General features: G+C 75.9%; 16 protein-coding genes and 1 pseudogene. 5 read left to right on the top strand and 12 right to left on the bottom strand.

Annotation, left to right across the window (positions count from 1 at the left end; all coding sequences use genetic code 11):
* Positions 1-6: 6 nt before the first annotated feature.
* Positions 7-1,008 carry a threonine aldolase family protein gene (locus ACFPGP_RS19920; RefSeq protein WP_378592765.1) on the top strand — a complete coding sequence of 334 codons (1,002 nt, stop codon included), beginning with the start codon at positions 7-9 and terminating at the stop codon, positions 1,006-1,008.
* A 24-nt stretch (positions 1,009-1,032) separates the two neighbouring features.
* On the opposite strand, the gene ACFPGP_RS19915 is transcribed toward ACFPGP_RS19920, so the two are convergent.
* From ACFPGP_RS19915 to ACFPGP_RS23875, 6 genes and pseudogenes are all read right to left on the bottom strand, one after another.
* Entirely contained in the window at positions 1,033-2,049 is a 1,017-nt protein-coding gene (locus ACFPGP_RS19915; RefSeq protein ID WP_378592763.1) for an NADase-type glycan-binding domain-containing protein, read from the bottom strand.
* A gap of 75 nt (positions 2,050-2,124) precedes the next feature.
* Positions 2,125-3,174 (bottom strand): 3-deoxy-7-phosphoheptulonate synthase, encoded by a 1,050-nt coding sequence (aroF, locus tag ACFPGP_RS19910; protein WP_378592761.1) that lies wholly within the window; start codon positions 3,172-3,174, stop codon positions 2,125-2,127.
* A 124-nt stretch (positions 3,175-3,298) separates the two neighbouring features.
* Positions 3,299-4,207, bottom strand: a complete 909-nt coding sequence (locus ACFPGP_RS19905) for a DMT family transporter (RefSeq protein ID WP_378592759.1) — start codon at positions 4,205-4,207, stop codon at positions 3,299-3,301.
* Positions 4,204-5,118 carry a deoxyribonuclease IV gene (locus tag ACFPGP_RS19900; RefSeq protein WP_378592757.1) on the bottom strand — a complete coding sequence of 305 codons (915 nt, stop codon included), beginning with the start codon at positions 5,116-5,118 and terminating at the stop codon, positions 4,204-4,206. Before ACFPGP_RS19900 ends, ACFPGP_RS19905 begins: the two co-directional genes overlap by 4 nt.
* Before the next feature lie 25 nt (positions 5,119-5,143).
* Entirely contained in the window at positions 5,144-5,920 is a 777-nt protein-coding gene (locus ACFPGP_RS23880; protein WP_417624514.1) for a Stk1 family PASTA domain-containing Ser/Thr kinase, read from the bottom strand.
* Positions 5,921-6,310: 390 nt separating this feature from the next.
* Positions 6,311-7,180: pseudogene (locus ACFPGP_RS23875) on the bottom strand (protein kinase domain-containing protein); the annotation flags it as partial.
* A 208-nt stretch (positions 7,181-7,388) separates the two neighbouring features.
* Here ACFPGP_RS23875 and ACFPGP_RS19890 point away from each other — a divergent pair.
* Together ACFPGP_RS19890 and ACFPGP_RS19885 are read left to right on the top strand one after the other, a co-directional pair.
* Positions 7,389-7,763 (top strand): Rv2175c family DNA-binding protein, encoded by a 375-nt coding sequence (locus tag ACFPGP_RS19890; protein ID WP_378592753.1) that lies wholly within the window; start codon positions 7,389-7,391, stop codon positions 7,761-7,763.
* 127 nt (positions 7,764-7,890) lie between these two features.
* The gene (locus ACFPGP_RS19885) at positions 7,891-8,328 is read left to right on the top strand and encodes a barstar family protein (protein WP_378592751.1); all 438 of its coding nucleotides are present in this window, start codon (positions 7,891-7,893) and stop codon (positions 8,326-8,328) included.
* 27 nt (positions 8,329-8,355) lie between these two features.
* Here the strand turns inward: ACFPGP_RS19885 and ACFPGP_RS19880 are convergent, their stop codons facing one another.
* On the bottom strand, positions 8,356-9,429 hold the full coding sequence (locus ACFPGP_RS19880) for a polyprenyl synthetase family protein (RefSeq protein ID WP_378592749.1): 1,074 nt from the start codon (positions 9,427-9,429) through the stop codon (positions 8,356-8,358).
* Positions 9,430-9,501: 72 nt separating this feature from the next.
* On the opposite strand from ACFPGP_RS19880, the gene metF reads away from it, so the two are divergent.
* Positions 9,502-10,392: a methylenetetrahydrofolate reductase [NAD(P)H] gene (gene metF, locus ACFPGP_RS19875; RefSeq protein ID WP_378592747.1), complete on the top strand. Its 891-nt coding sequence runs from the start codon at positions 9,502-9,504 to the stop codon at positions 10,390-10,392.
* Here the strand turns inward: metF and ACFPGP_RS19870 are convergent.
* Genes ACFPGP_RS19870 through ACFPGP_RS19850 form a run of 5 tightly spaced genes read right to left on the bottom strand, consistent with a single transcriptional unit; the run spans position 10,382 to position 15,736 of the window.
* The gene (locus tag ACFPGP_RS19870) at positions 10,382-11,803 is read right to left on the bottom strand and encodes an aminotransferase class I/II-fold pyridoxal phosphate-dependent enzyme (protein ID WP_378592745.1); all 1,422 of its coding nucleotides are present in this window, start codon (positions 11,801-11,803) and stop codon (positions 10,382-10,384) included. The two genes, metF and ACFPGP_RS19870, sit on opposite strands and share 11 nt — an antisense overlap.
* Positions 11,793-13,142: a phytoene desaturase family protein gene (locus ACFPGP_RS19865; protein ID WP_378592743.1), complete on the bottom strand. Its 1,350-nt coding sequence runs from the start codon at positions 13,140-13,142 to the stop codon at positions 11,793-11,795. The genes ACFPGP_RS19870 and ACFPGP_RS19865 overlap by 11 nt, the downstream gene beginning before the upstream one ends.
* A 31-nt stretch (positions 13,143-13,173) precedes the next feature.
* Complete coding sequence (locus ACFPGP_RS19860; RefSeq protein ID WP_378592741.1) at positions 13,174-14,598, bottom strand: hypothetical protein; 1,425 nt, start codon at positions 14,596-14,598, stop codon at positions 13,174-13,176.
* 9 nt (positions 14,599-14,607) lie between these two features.
* Positions 14,608-15,237, bottom strand: a complete 630-nt coding sequence (locus ACFPGP_RS19855) for a DUF4126 domain-containing protein (RefSeq protein ID WP_378592739.1) — start codon at positions 15,235-15,237, stop codon at positions 14,608-14,610.
* A gap of 7 nt (positions 15,238-15,244) precedes the next feature.
* Positions 15,245-15,736, bottom strand: coding sequence for a YbaK/EbsC family protein (locus tag ACFPGP_RS19850; RefSeq protein WP_378592737.1), 492 nt, complete (start codon positions 15,734-15,736; stop codon positions 15,245-15,247).
* A 171-nt stretch (positions 15,737-15,907) separates the two neighbouring features.
* On the opposite strand from ACFPGP_RS19850, the gene ACFPGP_RS19845 reads away from it, so the two are divergent.
* A complete protein-coding gene (locus tag ACFPGP_RS19845; RefSeq protein WP_378592733.1) occupies positions 15,908-16,348 on the top strand; it encodes a hypothetical protein in 441 nt (146 codons plus the stop codon).
* The last annotated feature ends 21 nt before the right edge of the window (positions 16,349-16,369 follow it).

Here is a 16,369-nt window from a genome sequence, read left to right as displayed (position 1 = left end):
GCTGTCATGGCGATCGACCTGCGCAGCGACACCGTCACGCGCCCGACGGAGGCCATGCGCCGGGCCATGGCCCGCGCCGAGGTCGGTGACGACGTCTACGGCGAGGACCCCACGGTCCGGGCGCTCGAGGAGCGGGTGGCGGGGCTGTTCGGGCACGAGGCGGCGCTGTTCACGCCCACCGGCTCGCTGGCCAACGTGCTGGCCGTGCGCACCCTCGTCGGCGTCGGGCAGGAGGTGCTCTGCGAGGCCCGCGCCCACATCGCCCGCGCCGAGCTCGGCGCGCACGGAGCCGTCACCGGGCTCACCATGCGCACCTGGAGCGCGCCCGACGGCCGCCCCGACCTCGCCGCCCTGCGCGAGCTCTTCGCGCCCGACATGGGGCCCTTCTTCGTGCCGACCGCGGCGATCTCGGTCGAGAACAGCCACAACTTCGCCGGCGGCACCGTGGTCGCGGTCGACGACCTGCGCGCGCTGCACGCGTGGACCCGCGACGTCGGCGCGCGGGTCCACCTCGACGGCGCCCGGATCTGGAACGCCCACGTCGCCACCGGCACCCCGCTCGCCGACTTCGGCGCCACGGCCGACGTGATGGCGGTGTGCCTCTCCAAGGGGCTCGGCGCCCCGGTCGGCTCGCTCGTCGTCGGCTCGGCCGACGCGGTCGCGGAGTCGCGGGTGTGGCGCAAGCGCCTCGGGGGCGGGATGCGCCAGTCGGGCATCCTCGCGGCCGCCGGGCTGCACGCGCTCGACCACCACGTCGAGCGCCTGGCCGTCGACCACGACCACGCGCGCCTGCTGGCCGAGGCCTGCGCGGTCGACCCCGCCACGGTGGAGACCAACATCGTCGTGGTGCCGCACCACGATCCGGCGTCGGTCGTGGCCGCCGCCCGCGAGGAGGGCGTGCTCGTCGGCGCCGTCGGACCCACCGCGCTGCGGCTGGTCACCCACCTCGACGTCGACGCCGACGGCGCCGCCCGGGCCGCGCAGGTGCTGGGCCGGCTGGTGGGCTGATCCGGACCGGCCTGCGGACCGCTCCTACTGCGGCGTGCCCGTCAGCGAGACCTCGCTGATCGCGGTGTAGTTGCGGGCCTCGGGGCCCGAGCCGGGCTTGGAGACCTCGGTCAACGTCAGCCGCACGGTCGTCGTCGTGACGGGGTCGAGCTGCAGGCTCTGGAGGTCGCGGGTCTCGGTGAGATCCTGCTCGATGACGGTGCCGTCGTCGAACTCCCACGTCGCCTTCAGGATGCGCCGGTTGCCGGCGTACCAGTCGAGGCTCCCCGCCGTCTTGGCGTAGCCGTTGATCATCCCGACCTCCTTGACCACCGTCTCCTGGGGGAGCGTGAAGGTGATCGTCGAGCCGGTGCCGTCGCCGGGCATCCGCCAGCAGGTGTCGGCCTTGCCGTCGACCATGTTGGCCGCCTCGTAGGTGACGGTGTCGCCGTTGACGTCCTGGTTGGGCGGGGCCGTCGCCGGGACCTCGATCCGTGCCGACGGCGCGACGTCCCCGGGCTTCCCGGGCTTGTCGGGCTTCTGGTCCTTGGTCGGCTCGCTCGACGGCTCCTTGCTCGGCTTCTTGTCCGGCCCCTTCTGCGCCTTGGTGGTCTCCTCCGCGGCCGGCGCCGCGTCATCGCCCCCGCCCGACAGCAGCAGGCGTACGCCGAGCACGGCGACCACGACGAGCACGGCCGCGACGACGAGCCACGGCCACCACGCCGCCCGGCGGTGGCTGGTGGGCACGGCCGGCTCGGGGGCGATCTCCTCGGGTGCGGGCAACGGCGGCGGCAACGGGGGCCCGGCGTCCACCGGCCCGGGCGGCCCGGCGACCTCGTCCGCGAAGAGGGGGTAGCGCGCCGGCTCGAGCGGTGCCGTGTGCGGGCTGGGCGGCGGCGCGGGCGGCGTCGACCCGTCAGCGGCGACGGCAGGGCGTTCGGCGGTGCCGGTGCGCCAGTCGGGATCCTCGACCGGGGCGCCGATGGGCTGGCCGCAGTTGGTGCAGAAACGGCCGACGCTCGAGGGGTCGAGCTCCTGGCCGCACCGGGTGCAGACGGACATGTGCCTCCTCACGCGGCCCGCTTGCTCGAGCCCGGACTGGGGCCCGGCGTGGGCCCAGCGTAGGGGACGGGGCGCTCAGCCGGACCGGCTGCGGTCCGCGGCGGGCGCCCGGCCCAGCAGCGGCGGCATCCGCCGCACCGCCTGGGCCAGCTCGCGCAGCGCCGTCCCGTGCAGGGCCTGCGGGCCGTCGCAGAGCGCCGTCTCCGGGTCGGGGTGGACGTCGACGATCACCCCGTCCGCCCCGGCGCCGATCGAGGCCCGGGAGAGGGGGACCACCAGGTCCATCCGGCCGGCCGCGTGCGAGGGGTCGACGATGATCGGCAGGTGGCTGGTCGACTGGACCACCGGCACCGCCGAGAGGTCGAGGGTGTTCCGGGTGGCCGGCTCGAAGGTGCGGATGCCCCGCTCGCACAGCACGACGTCGAGGTTGCCGCGCTGGGCGATGTACTCCGCCGCCATCAGCCACTCCTCGACGGTCGCGGTCATCCCGCGCTTGAGCAGCACCGGCTTCCCGGCGCGCCCCACCGCCTGGAGCAGGCCGAAGTTCGCCATGTTGCGGGTGCCGACCTGCAGCATGTCGGCGTGCTCGACGACGACGTCCACGTCGCGCGCGTCGACCACCTCGGTGACGACCGGGAGCCCGGTCAGCTCGCCGACGTCGGCCAGGATCTTCAGTCCGGTGACGCCGAGGCCCTGGAAGGCGTACGGCGAGGTGCGTGGCTTGTAGGCCCCGCCCCGCAGCAGCGTGGCGCCCGCGGAGGCGGCCATCCGGGCGGCCTCGAGGGTCTGGTCGGCGGTCTCGACCGCGCACGGGCCGGCGATGAACGTGAAGGTGTCCGGCCCGATCGGGACCTCGCGGCCCGGCCGCCCGACCCAGACGGTCGATCGCTCGGGGTGGTGCTGGCGGCTGACGAGCTTGTAGGGGTCGGAGATCCGGTGCACGTCGGCCACCCCGGGCAGCGTGCGCAGGTTGAGGTGGTGGAAGGAGTCGATGTCGCCGACCAGGCCGATGATCGTGCGCACCACACCCTTGGAGACGAAGGCCTCACCGCCCACGCTCTCGACCTTCTCGACGACGTGGGCGACCTGCTCGTCGGTGGCACCGGGGGCCATGACGACGACCATGGGGACTCCTCGGAGGTGGGTTGCCGGGTCACGTCAGGAGAGCGTCTCCCGGGAGCCGGGCACGTTGCCACCCCGGGGGATCACGGTCTCGTCACCGTTCGGTCACGCCGCGCGGCCGGCCCGCTCACACCGCGAGGTGCGGCACCTCGCCCTCGGTGCCGCGCCGCGGGCCGATCTCGACGACGAGCATCGCGGTCAGCACCAGGGCGCCGCCGACCGCCATCTTCACCGTCATCGACTCCCCGCCCAGCAGCACCGCGAAGAACGCGGCGAAGACCGGCTCCATGCTCATGATGATCGCGCAGCGGGTGGCCGGGAGGTGGGCCTGCGCCCAGGTCTGCCCGACCAGCGACAGCACGCCGGCGAAGACCGCCATGTAGATCACGGCCAGCCAGTCCTGCGTGGTGGCGGGCAGCACCATCCCGCCGGGGAGCGCGGCCACCAGGCAGATCACCGCGATCACGACCACCTGCACGATCGAGAGGCCCAGTGCGTCCGCGGGTCGCGACCAGGCCCCCAGCCCGACGATGTGCAGCGCGTAGAGCATCGCCGCCACGAAGGTGAGCGCCTCGCCGTACCCGACCGACAGCCCGGAGAGCGTCAGCAGCGCCAGGCCGCCCGTCGCGAGCGCGACCGCGCCCCAGGTCACCGCGGTCACCCGCGTGCCGAGCAGGACGGCCGCGAACAGCGGCGTGGCCACGACGTACAACCCCGTGATGAAGCCCGACACGGTGGCCGGGGTGTGCGCCAGCCCGGCGGTCTGGAGGATCTGGGCGACACCGTAGAGGCCTCCGAGGACCACCGCCCGGCGCCGGTTGTCGGGCGAGAGCCGCACCATCGCCTTCGGCGCGACCACCACCAGCAGCACCGCCGCGATCGTGAAGCGGACCGCCAGGAAGTCGAGGGTCGGCACCCGGGTCAGCAGGTCCTTGATCAGGAAGAACGTCGAGCCCCAGACCGCCGTGATCAGCAGCAGCAGGCCGGTCGCCGCCAACGTCGTACGGCGGGTGGGAGCGGCCGCCACGGTGCTCACGCCGCCTCCTCGCGCAGCCGCTTGAGCAGCGGGATGCCGGGGTCGCCGAGGTCACGCGAGCCCGGGGTCTCGAGCACGAACGGCACCCCCGCCGTCGCCGGGTGGGCCAGCAGCTCGGCGAACGCGCCCGTGCCGACGTGGCCCTCGCCGAGCTTCTCGTGGCGGTCCTTGAAGGCGCCGCGCACGTCCCGGGAGTCGTTGGCGTGCACGAGCCGGAGCCGCCCGGGGCCGCCGATCCCGACCAGGCGGTCGAGGGTGGCCGTCGCGCCCCCGGGCTCGTCGAGGGGAGCGCCGGCCGCGAAGACGTGGCAGGTGTCGAGGCAGATGCCCGCCTTGGGGTGGTGGTCGAGCGCGTCCAGGTAGGCAGTGAGGTCCTCCACACCCGCGCACAGCGAGCGGCCCTGGCCCGCGGTCGGCTCGAGCAGCAGCCAGGGCGCGGCCTCGTCGGCCACGGCCTCGAGCAGCGGCAGCAGCCCGTCGCGCACCTGGCGCAGCGCTGCCGCGCGGCGGGCCGCCGTCGCGGCCCCGTCGCCGCCCGGGTCGACGTACGACCCGGTGTGCACGACCACGCCCTCGGCGCCGATCTCGGCCGCCCGGCGCAGGTTGTGGGCGACGCTGGCGACCGACCGCTCGTAGGTGGACGCGGTGGGGGAGCCGAGGTTGACCAGGTAGGGCGCGTGCAGGAAGACGCGGATCCCGCGCTCCGCGACGGCCCCCCGGAACCGCGCGTCCTCGCGCGGGTCGCCCGGCGACAGCGACCAGCCGCGCGGGTTGCCGACGAAGACCTGGAACGCCTCGCAGCCCAGCGCCTCGGCGTCGGCGAGGGCGCCCGCCACCAGCCCGCGGCCGACCTTGACGTGGGTCCCCACGGGGTTGCGCAGCGCTGCGCGGGTCGCCGCCGGGGTGGTCACCCCGGCAGCCTAGGTGGGGGCGGGGTCAGATGATCGAGAGGGTGATCGTGCTCCCGGCCGGCACCTCGGTGCCGGACTCCGGGTCGACCGACCACACGTAGCCCAGGCCGAGGTAGCCGTCGGCGTTGCGCACCCTGACCTCGAACCCGAGGTCCTCGAGCGCCTGCGTCGCCGCATCGACGCCGGAGCCGCGCAGGCCGTCGGGCACCGCCACCAGCTCCGGGCCGGAGGAGACCACGAGGGTGACCGTGTCGCCCTCGTGGACCTGCGAGCCGCCCGCCGGGTCCATCGAGATCACGTCGCCCTCGGCCACGGTGTCGGAGTGCTCGGTCCGCGAGGCGTCGACGGTGATGCCGCGCTCCTCCAGCCACGCCTGCGCCGTGGCCGCGCTGCGTCCGACCCAGTCGCGCAGCTCGACCGGCTGCGGGCCCTTGCTGACGACGAGGTCGACGATCGAGCCCGGGCGCAGCGTGGTGCCGACCGGCGGGTCGCTCCTGAGCACCCGGCCCTCGGGCACGGTGGTCGACCACCGGCCGGTCGAGTCGCCGAAGTCGAGCTTCAGCTCCGCGAGGGCGTCCTGCGCCTGGTCCTCGGTCATGCCCCGCAGCTTCGGGACGTCGTAGCGCTCCTTGCCCAGCGACATGGTCAGCGTGACCGTGCCGCCGTCGAGCACCCGCTCGCCCGCGCCGGGGTCGGTGCTCAGCACCTTGCCGGCCGGCACGGTCTCGGAGTACGCCGGGTCGCCGACCTCCACCTCGAGACCGGCCGCCTCGAGCTCGTCGACGGCCGCGCCCTGGCTCATGCCGAGCACCGCGGGCGTCGAGGTGTAGCGCGCCCAGCCGAACCACCACGCCGAGGCGCCGAGCGCGGTGACCAGCACCAGGGCGACGGCCAGCAGCACGGGTCCGCGGCGCGAGCGGCGCGGCCGGGCCGGCGGCCTCTCGTCGCGCTCCCGGGACGGACCCGAGGGTGGCCCGGGCGGTGCGGGGGCCTGGTGCGCGGGCTCGCGGGGGATCGCGGTGGTGCGGTCGTCGACCGCGGAGGCGGCGGTGGCCGCGGCGGCGGCCGGGAGCAGCCAGGCGGCGTGCTCGCCACCGTCGGCCTGCGGGGACGCGCCGAAGACCTGGGGGGCCGTGTCGACGTCGAGCCCGGCGACCGGTCCGGGCGCGGCCGAGGGGCGCAGTGCGAGGTCGGCCTCGAGGTCGGGATCTGTCCACACGCCGGCGGCCACGGCGTGCGCCACCTGGTGGAGCAGGTGCAGCAGCACGCCGGCGTCGGCCGGGCGCTGGGTGCGGTCGCGGGCGGTCGCGCGAGCGACGAGCGCGTCGACGTACGGCGGGATGCCGTCGACCGTCGCCGACGGCGCGGGCACGTCCTCGTGCACGTGCTTGTAGGCGACCTGGATCGGCGACTCGCCCTCGTGCGGCTTCTGGCCGGTGAGCAGCTCGTAGAGCACCACGCCGGCGGCGTACACGTCGGCCCGCGCGTCGGAGCGGCCCTCGACCACGAGCTCGGGGGCGAGGTAGGACACGGTGCCGATCAGCACCCCGCCGGTCGCCGTGTGCTGGGTGTCGGCGCTGATCGCCTTGGCCAGGCCGAAGTCGGCGACCTTGACCGCGCCACCGGCCGAGTCGTCGGCGATCAGGACGTTCTCGGGCTTGACGTCGCGGTGCACCAGGCCGGCCCGGTGCGCCGCGGCCAGCGCGGAGACCACGGGCTCGAGCAGCGCCAGCGCCCGCCCCGGGGCCATCGGGCTCTCCTTGCGGATGACGTCGCGCAGGGTGTGGCCGGGCACGTGCTCCATCGCGAGGAACACGATGCCGTCGTCGTCGCCCTGGTCGTAGACGGCCACGACGTGGGGGTGGGAGAGGCGGGCCGCCGCCCGGGCCTCACGCACGAAGCGGTCGGCGAACTCGGTGTCGTCGCCCATCCCGGGGTGCATGACCTTCACGGCCACGGTGCGGTCGAGGCGGAGGTCGGTGGCCTCGTAGACGCTGGCCATGCCGCCGCGGGCGATCCGGCCGCGGATCCGGTAGCGGCCGTCGAGCAGCCGCCCGGTCATGGGGTCGCTGACGCCGGCGTCGGTGCCCGTGGGGGCGCGCCGCTCTGGCGTCACGTCGACCCTCCTGCTCCGGACGGGGAAGGCTCCGGATCGCTCCCATGGTACGGATCGCCGGGCCCCCGGCCCGCCTCGGCGCGCTCGCGGCGTGGCGCGCCTCACCCGCCCGCGGGTGCGGCGGGGGCTGGCCCGGCCTGCCAGAGTGGGACCCATGAGCGAGCGCATCCAGGACCTCACCCCCGACTTCGCGGGGCTCGTCGAGGAGTGGCTGGACTGGTCGGAGGCCGGCGCCGTCCTCGGCGTGACCCCGGCCAAGATCCGCACCATGGTCCGCGACCACGAGCTGGCCGCGGCCGTCCCCGCCCCCGGGTCGCCGCCGTCCGTCCCGGCCCTCTTCCTCCAGGACGGGCTGGTCGTCAAGGGGCTCCCCGGCCTGCTGACCGTGCTCCACGACGGCGGGTTCGACGACCGCGCCGCGATCGCCTGGATCTTCACCGACGCCGACCTCCCGGGCCGCCCGATCGACGCGCTGCGCGAGAACCGCGGCTCCGAGGTCAAGCGGCGCGCCCAGGCGCTCGGCTTCTAGGTCGCGCCCCGGCCCACCGCGCGGTGCGCCGTCCGGTTCACCCTCTGGCACCCCCCTCGCGCAGGCCCCGTCCCGAGGAGTAGAACGGTGTCCGGGGACGAACGAGCGACGCGAGAGGAGTCCGACGATGAGCGGACTGGCGGGACTGCTGGCAGGGCGCACCGAGCCCGGCATCTACCGGTGGCACGGTGCCTTCGACACCGCCGACGTGCAGCACGCGGTCGAGCACGCCCACTGGAACTTCGCCTGGGTGGACGGGTGGCACCACCAGGACAAGAAGGAGTTCCTCGACGCCGCCGGTCAGGCGCTCGGGTTCCCCGACAACTGGGGGCACACCTTCGACGCGCTCGGTGACTGCCTCGCCGACGTGACGGCCGGGGACAGCAACGGCTGGGTGCTGCTGTGGGACGGCTGGGGCACCCTGGCCCGCTCCGACGAGCAGGCCTTCTCGGTCGCGCTCAGCGTGCTGGGCGGCCGGGTGAACGCCGACCGGGGCGGCCCGTTCGCCGTCCTGCTGCGGGGCGAGGGGCCGGAGAGCATGACCGGGGTCGAGAGCCTCGACTGACTGGAGTGACGCCCGGGGGCGCGGCAGTCAGCGCACCCGGTGCGTGACGTCCGCGGCGAGTCCGCGGAGCACCTCACGTCCGGCCTCGTCGATCGGCGCGCGCTCCAGCGCCGCCAGGGCGTGGTCGGCGAGGTCGCGGATCACCGCCTCGACCTGCGCCGGGGCGCCGGAGGCCTCGATCACGCCGCGCAGCCGGTCGACCTCCGCGACGTCGAGCGGGGTGCCGAGCGCCGCGTCGAGCAGGGCGGCGTCGCCGTCCGGCAGCGCGTCGAGCGCCAGCGCCACCAGCACCGTGCGCTTGCCCTCGACGAGGTCGTCACCCGCGGGCTTGCCGGTCTCGACCGCGTCGCCGAACACGCCGAGCAGGTCGTCGCGCAGCTGGAACGCCTCGCCGAGCGGCAGCCCGTACGCCCGCAGCGCGGTGGTGGCGTCCTCGCCGGCGCCGGCGAGCGCGGCGCCCACGTGGAGGGGGCGCTCGATGGAGTACTTCGCGGACTTGAAGCGCAGCACGGTCATCGCGGCGTCCACGTCGGCCCGGCCGCGTGCCTGCACCGAGACGTCGAGGAACTGGCCAGCGATCACCTCCGAGCGGCACAGGTCGAAGACGTCCATCGCGGCCGCCACCTCCTCGGAGCCGAGCCCGCAGCGGCGCAGCAGCTCGTCGCTCCAGCTCAGCAGCAGGTCGCCGAGCAGGATCGCGCCGGCCGCGCCGTACTGGTCGGGGTCGCCGGTCCACCCGTCACGGCGGTGCTCGGTCGCGAACGCGCGGTGGCTGGCCGGGCGGCCACGGCGGGTGTCGGAGGCGTCCATGAGGTCGTCGTGCACCAGCGCGCTCGCGTGCAGCAGCTCGAGGGCGGCGCAGGCGCGGAGCAGGGCGCGCTCCTCGTCCGCGGTGAGCGCCTCGGGGCGCACGGCGCGGAACCCCCACCAGCAGAAGGCCGCCCGGAAGCGCTTGCCGCCGCCGACCACGCCACGGGCCTCCTCGAGCAGGCGCAGGGCGTCGGGGCCGAGCGGGGCGAGCCGGTCGCCCATCCGGGCCAGGAAGTCGTCGAGGGTCTCCTGCAGGCGCGCCCGGAAGTGTTCGGCGTCCCAGCTCGTCACCCGGCCACGGTAGGGCATCCCCGTGCGTGGACAGCGGCCCGGGGCGACCGCCGACCTCCTACGCTGGTGCGCATGGTGCAACAACGGCCCCCCAGCATCGGCGCTCGGGTGCGGGGCGGGGAACGGTCGTTCTCGTTCGAGTTCATGCCGCCGCGCGACGAGGCCGGCGAGCAGCAGCTCTGGACCGCGATCGCCGAGCTCGAGCCGTACCGCCCGACCTTCGTGTCGGTGACGTACGGCGCCGGAGGCACCACCCGCGACACCACGGTCGCGCTGACCGGCCGGATCGCGCGGGACACCTCGCTGCTGCCGATGGGTCACCTGACCTGCGTGGGCCACACCCGTGAGGAGCTCGCGTCGATCCTCGAGTCCTACGCCGCCGCCGGGGTGCACAACGTGCTCGCGCTGCGCGGCGACCCCCGCGAGGGGCCGCGGGCGGAGTGGACGCCCACGCCCGGCGGGCTCACCCACGCCACCGAGCTGGTGGCGATGGCGCACGAGCGCGGTGACCTGAGCGTCGGGGTGGCGGCGTTCCCGACCGGTCACCCGGGGGCGTCCTCGATCGACGACGACACCCGCGTGCTGCTGGCCAAGCAGCGGGCCGGCGCGGAGTTCGCGATCACCGACATGGTCTTCCGGGCCCCGGACTACGTCGCGCTGGTGGAGCGGGCGGCAGCGGTGGGCGCCGACCTCCCGATCCTGCCCGGCATCATGCCGATCCTGAACATCGGCCAGGTGACCCGGATGGCCGAGCTGTCGGGCCGCGAGATCCCGGCCGAGGTGCGCGAGCGGGTCGAGCGCCACGGCGACGACAGGGCCGCCGTCCGCGCCGAGGGGATCGCGATGGCCTCCGAGCTGTGCGAGGCGCTGCTCGAGGCGGGCGCCCCGGGGCTGCACTTCTACACGCTCAACCGCTCCAAGGCGACGCGCGAGATCTTCGAGGCGCTCCAGATCAGGGCCTGACGACGCGCAGCGTCGTCAGCTCGGGGTCCGCGGCGTAGGCGATGCGCGTGCCGGCGGCTCGCGCGTGCTCGAGCGCGGCGAGGGTACCGGCCGTGACCTCCTCGCCCGGGGCCAGCACGGGGATGCCGGGCGGGTACGGCGCGACCAGCTCGGCGCTGGCCCGACCCTCGGCTCGGTCGAGCGGGACGGCCTCCGAGGGTGCGAAGAACGCCTGCCGCGGCGGCAGCACCGGCAGCGGGTCGACGGTGTAGGCCGCGGGGCCGACGACCGGCCGCGGGTCGCCGCGGTGCCGCTCGACCGAGGCGGCCAGTCGCGCCGCGAGCGCGTCGAGCGTGGCCGCGGTGTCGGCGAGCGACACCACCGCGACGACGACGTCGCGGTCGGCCGACTCGACGGGGAGGCCGGCCGCGAGCAGGTCCTGCTCGACGACGTTGCCGTCGGCGCCGGTGCCGGCCAGCACCACCGTCAGCTTGAGCGGGTCGACGCCCGCCCCGTCGAGGACGGCCAGCCCGTCGACCGCACGCAGCCGGTCGCGCGCGGCGCGGGTGGCCGCGAGGGCCTCGCCGAGCAGCTGCTCGCCGTCGCGCTCGAGCAGGGCGCGGGCGGCGTCGGTGCTGGCCAGGATCGCGCCGGCCGGGCTGGTCGTGGCGGTCGCCTCGACGCCGGCGTCGAGGCGCGCGGGGTCGACGCGGGCGGTGCGGGCGAGCACCAGCGCGGCCTGGCTCCACGCGGGGAGCGTCTTGTGGGCGCTGGTGACCACGACGTCCGCGCCGAGCTGGAGCGCGTGGCGGGGGAGCGCGGGGTGGAACCCGAAGTGCGCCGCCCACGCGGCGTCCACGACCACGGGCACGTCGTACGCGTGGGCCGCCGACGCGAGGCCGGCGACGTCGCCGACGGTCCCGACGTACGACGGGTCCCCGACCAGCACGGCGCGGGCGTCGGGGTGGTCGGCGAGCGCGCGGCGCACGGTCGTCGGGGCGACGCCGAGGGGGAGACCCGTGGCGGGGTCGACCTCGGGGCGCACCCACACCGGCGTGAGGCCGGCCAGCACCAGCCCGAGCAGCAGCGAGCGGTGGAGGGTGCGGCTGACCACGACGCGGTCACCATCGCCGGCCACGGCCAGCGCCACCGCCTGGTTGGCGTGGGTCGCGCCGCCGGTGGAGAAGCGGCAGACGTCGGCGCCCCAGAGGCGGGCGGCCCGGGCCTCGGCCTCCGCGAGCACGCCGGTGGCGAGCTTCATGGTGTCGAGTCCGGCGTAGAGCGGGACGTCGCCGGCCACGACGTCCCCGACGAGGTCGTGGCGCTGCTTGTGCCCCGGGATCGTGAACGGCGTCGGAGGCTTCTCGTGGAAGCGCAGCCACGCGTCGAGCAGCGGGGCGTCGGCGCGCAGGCCGCGCGGGTCAGTCGGCACCGGGCGCCCCACCGCGCTCCGCCGGACCCACCACCTGCGCGACCAGGGCCGCCGACAGCCCCACGAACGGCAGGCCCGCGCCGGGGGTCGCGTGCGCGCCGGCCGCGTAGACGCCGGGGACCGGGGTGTCGGGGCCGAGCCGGCGCCGCAGCGTCGCCCGCCCCTGCCACAGCACGCCCAGGGGCGAGCCGCCCCACTCCTCGACGAGGTCGCGCGGGCTGCGGTCGAGCCGCACCAGCACCCGGTCGCGCACGTCGACCCGGTGCCGGGCGAGCGCGCGCAGCACGTCCTCGGCCAGCCGCCCGCGGCCGTGCACCGTCCACGCGACGTGGCCCGGGGGCGCGACGCCGCCGGTGCGCAGCACCAGCAGGGGGTCGCCGTGCAGCACCACCTCGGGGCCGAGGTCCGCGAGCGTGCCGTCGGGGTCGCCCAGCCCGACGTGGGTGACCACGGGCGGGATCGCCGGCATCGTGCGCGCCACGTGCGGTGCCAGGGCCGGCAGCCGGCGCGGGTCGACGGCGACGACGACCACGTCCGCGTCGAGCTCGCCCGCGTCGGTCGCCACCGCCGCCACCCGGCCGCCCCGCAGCACCAGGTCGCGCGCCGTCGTCGACGTCAGCACGGTCACCCGCCGGGTCGCCAGCCGTCGCTCCATCGCGACCGCCAGGCCGGCCATGCCGCCGGGCACGGTCCAGGCGCCGAACCGCTGCTCGACGTACGACGCGACCCCGAGCCACGACGGCACGTTGCGCAGGTCGTGCCCCTCGGCCACGAACCGGTGCCCGGCCACCAGGCGCAGCCGCTCGTCCCCGAGGTCCCGGCGCAGCCGCTGGTGCAGGTTCTGGCGCCGCAGCAGCCTCGCCGACAGCTCGCGCGGGAGGTGGTGGCGGTCCCACGGCACCTCGAGGTAGCCGCGGCGGATCACCTCCCAGTCGTCCGCGAACCCGGCGACGTGGTCGGCCCACGCGCGCCCGAGCCCGGCGCCGAGCCCGTCGAACGCCGCGATCTGGGCGGCCCGCGAGCCGCCGGTGAGCACCACGCGGCTGCCGTCCTCGAACCGGTGCTCCCGGATCGAGGGCAGCGGCTCGAGCTCGAGCTCCTTCTCCACCGGCCGCCCCGTCTTGCGGAACAGGTCGCGGACCACGGCCGGCAGCAGCGTCGCGTGCGGCCCGGCGTCCCACACGAAGTCACCCGCTGCCGCGGTGGCGCGCACCGTGGCGAGCGCGCCGCCCAGGGTGGGGGAGCGCTCGACCAGCGTCACCGCGTGGCCCTGCTTGGCCAGGCGCGCGGCCGAGGCGAGTCCGCCGAAGCCGCCGCCGACCACCACCACCCGCGCCATGCCGGGAGCCTAGGGCGTGCGGGCGCCCGGCTCACCGCAGGTCGGGCGCCGCCTCCGCGTCGCCGAACGAGGAGCCGTGGGTCGCGTCGAGGTGGCGCATCAGCCCGGCGTTGAGCGGGCCGAGCCGGTCGCCGGGGCCCAGGGCCGCGCACGGCTCGATCTTGGCGAAGAAGCCGCTGGGGGTGTCGCCGAGCACCAGGCGGTTGCCGGTCGGCTCCTCCACCCGGGTGAGGTGCCGGCCGTCCCACGCCACGGCGTACTCGTCGGACCCGCCGACCGAGCCGCCCTCGCCGACGGCGACCGCGCGGCCGCTGCGCTGCGCGTCCATGAGCGGCAGCAGCGACTCGACGTCGGCGTACCCGAGCCCGGTGTCGTGCCCGGCGACGAGGTGGTCGTGCACGAGCTGCACGAGCTCGCCGGCCACCTTGCCGAGCTGGGTGAGCCCGGCCGAGACCCGGGTGTTGAGCTCGGTCGGGCGGAAACCGTCGGCCGTGAGCACCCCGTCGATGCCGAACGCGCCGCGGTAGCCGTGCCGCTCGCGCAGGTGCTCACCGACCCGGCGGGCGTGCCCGCGCATCTCCTCGCGGTCGGCGGCGGGCGGGTCCCACCACGACGACAGGCCGCCGAAGAGGAACCGCCGACGCCCCGGGTCGCGCAGGCTGGCGATCTCCACCGGCCGGAAGACCGCCGTGCCGTCGGGCAGCACGATCCCGTGGATCGAGCAGGGGACGCCGTCGAGGAACGGCATCACCCGCACCCGGTCGCAGCGCGGAACGAAGAACGCGAACGCCTCGGCGCGGTCGGCCTCGTCCACCACCCAGCGCACGTAGTTGCCGGCCCCGTTGAAGCCGTCGCGGGCGTCGCCCGACCAGACGGTGCCGAGCCCGCCCGGTTGCCCGGCGAGCGCGTCGCTCGCCGCCGTCAGGTCCTCGAGCCGCGCCGGCACGATCCGGTACGGCGCGTGGGGGACGCCTGCGGCCGCCCAGACCTCGTCGGCGAGCAGCTTGTCCTCGAGCGCGAGGAACGCCCGCGGCCGCCCACCGAGCAGCTCGCGACCGAGCAGCGGCTCGTCGGTGGTGACGAAGTTGCCCGGGTACCAGACCGCCTCGTGGCCGGGGTCGAACGCCTCGATCGCGGCGACGACCTCCTCCGGCAGGTCGTGGGCGAGAGCGTCGAGCTGCCGCAGCTCGTCGGTCACCGAGTCGGCGGGGGCGAGCGCCAGCTCCACGACCTCGCACGCGTCGGCGTCGGGGACCGGACCGGCGCCACGCGTCGTGGAGAGCACGAGCACGCGGCTCCCGCGGGCCCGGTGGCGGGCCACGGCGTCGGTGAAGCCTGCGAGCACCCCGGGGCCGAGCACGACCGGACGCCCGGCGTGCCGGGCCACCAGGCGCTCGACGGCGGCGTCGCGCGTGGGCGGGTCGGCGAGGTCGTGCGCGGCCCGAGAGGTCGTCATGGCCGGAGGCTAGCCAGCCGTGCCGCCGGGCACGACCGGGTTTCCCGGACCACCCGTCGGTGGCGGCGTCCGCCGGCCGCGCAGCCGCTGCCAGCCGCGCCGGACCAGGCGGGCCACGAGGTAGACCACGACCAGCCCGACGAGCAGCAGCACGCCCGCGATCGCCGCGGCGGCCCGCGGGTGCTCGACGGCGAACCACATCAGCGCCAGCACCGTGACGTCCTCGGCCAGGCTCGCGGTCACGTTGCTGACCGGCTCGGGACTGCTGTTGATCGCCAGCCGGCTGCTGGCCTTGACCGTGTGTGAGAGCAGCGCGGTGCCACCGCCCACGACGCCGGCGACGGCCTGGTCGAGCGTGGCGGCGTCGCCGGCGATCAGCACGCCCACGACCGCGCCGACCGTGGGCCGGATGACGGTCGACACGGCGTCCCAGGCCGAGTCGAGGTAGGGCACCTTGTCGGCCACGAACTCGAGCGCGAACATCACCGCGGCCGCCAGCAGCACGTCGGTGCGCCCGAGCGCGTCGGGGATCCCGGCGACGTCGCCGAAGCGGTCGGCGAGCCCGAGCACCAGCACGACCAGGTAGGCGTTGACGCCGCTGGCCCAGCCGCTGGAGAAGACCAGCGCGAGCGAGTCCACCGGGTCCCTACCCCTGCTCGACGTCCACCGGGGTGGCGCCGGTCAGCGCGAGCAGCTCGGCGTACGTCGTGGAGAAGACCGCCGCGGGATGGCCGGCGGCGGCCCACACGACGTCGTAGCGCTGCAGCCAGGCGTCGAGGTACGTCGGCACCGGGCGCGGGTGCCCGATCGGGGAGACCCCGCCGATCACCTGGCCGGTGTGCTCGCGGACGAACTCCGGGGTGGCCCGCGCGAGCTTCCCGGCGCCGATGGCGGCGGCGGTGTGCGCGGTGTCGACCCGGTGGGCGCCGGAGGTGAGGATCAGCACGGGGGAGCCGTGGTCGTCGAAGACCAGGCTGTTCGCGATCGCCCCCACCTCGCACCCGAGCGCGGCGGCGGCCAGCGCGGCCGTGTGCACGGTGTCGGGCAGCACCACGATGTCGCCGGTGCCGCCGAGCCGGGCGTGCTCGGCCCGGAAGCGGGCGATCGAGGGGTGCTCGGGGGTGGGCTCGCTGGTCATGGACCGACCCTAGTGTCGACGGCCGGTGCCGTCGCGCGAGATGCCGGTCGCCGGTCACGGACGACCTCTGGCACCATCGACACCGACGGTGACAGCGGCATCGGCGACAGAGGGGGACCTCGGGTGCTGGACGGGACGACGGTCGAGCGGGACGAGAGAGGGGCTGCGGGCATGCGGGGCACCCGACGCGCGCTGCCGCCGACGGTCCGGGCGGCCAGCCTGGCCCAGGTCGGGCTCGTCGTGCTGACCGGCCTCGCCACGGTGCTGACCGTGCTGCTGCGCGACGAGCTGCTCGACGAGTGGTACCGCCGGCACCCCACCGGCATCGAGCCGCCTGCCTTCGCGCCGGTCGCCGTCGTGCTCTTCGTGACCTACGCCCTGCTGGCGGCGGTGCTGCTGGTCTTCTTCCGCGGCGGTCACCGCGAGGCCCGCTGGGGGCTGACCCTGCTCGCGGCGTTCTTCGCCTTCACCATGGTGGTGCTGGTGCGCCAGGACCCGCCCCCGCTCTTCGTCGCGCTCGCGGTCGCCTGCGCGCTCGTCGACGTGGGGGTCGGCGCGCTGCTCTGGCGCCGCGAGACGACCGCGTTCCTGCGCGGCCCCGCTGCTGCCTGACCCTCCCGGTCCGGGCTCGGC

Source organism: Nocardioides taihuensis, assembly GCF_042657275.1.
In the GTDB taxonomy this organism is placed as follows: domain Bacteria; phylum Actinomycetota; class Actinomycetes; order Propionibacteriales; family Nocardioidaceae; genus Nocardioides; species Nocardioides taihuensis.
Note: the sequence above shows the minus strand (reverse complement) of the source record. Positions and strands in the feature narration are given on the sequence as shown.

Excerpts from the sequence above, each read along its gene's own strand:
- ACFPGP_RS19920 (WP_378592765.1), top strand. The coding sequence starts at position 7 with ATGGCGATCGACCTGCGCAGCGACACCGTCACGCGCCCGACGGAGGCC.
- ACFPGP_RS19915 (WP_378592763.1), bottom strand. The coding sequence starts at position 2,049 with ATGTCCGTCTGCACCCGGTGCGGCCAGGAGCTCGACCCCTCGAGCGTC.
- aroF (WP_378592761.1), bottom strand. The coding sequence starts at position 3,174 with ATGGTCGTCGTCATGGCCCCCGGTGCCACCGACGAGCAGGTCGCCCAC.
- ACFPGP_RS23880 (WP_417624514.1), bottom strand. The coding sequence starts at position 5,920 with ATGAGCCAGGGCGCGGCCGTCGACGAGCTCGAGGCGGCCGGTCTCGAG.
- ACFPGP_RS19890 (WP_378592753.1), top strand. The coding sequence starts at position 7,389 with ATGAGCGAGCGCATCCAGGACCTCACCCCCGACTTCGCGGGGCTCGTC.
- ACFPGP_RS19885 (WP_378592751.1), top strand. The coding sequence starts at position 7,891 with ATGAGCGGACTGGCGGGACTGCTGGCAGGGCGCACCGAGCCCGGCATC.
- metF (WP_378592747.1), top strand. The coding sequence starts at position 9,502 with ATGGTGCAACAACGGCCCCCCAGCATCGGCGCTCGGGTGCGGGGCGGG.
- ACFPGP_RS19865 (WP_378592743.1), bottom strand. The coding sequence starts at position 13,142 with ATGGCGCGGGTGGTGGTGGTCGGCGGCGGCTTCGGCGGACTCGCCTCG.
- ACFPGP_RS19860 (WP_378592741.1), bottom strand. The coding sequence starts at position 14,598 with ATGACGACCTCTCGGGCCGCGCACGACCTCGCCGACCCGCCCACGCGC.
- ACFPGP_RS19850 (WP_378592737.1), bottom strand. The coding sequence starts at position 15,736 with ATGACCAGCGAGCCCACCCCCGAGCACCCCTCGATCGCCCGCTTCCGG.
- ACFPGP_RS19845 (WP_378592733.1), top strand. The coding sequence starts at position 15,908 with ATGCGGGGCACCCGACGCGCGCTGCCGCCGACGGTCCGGGCGGCCAGC.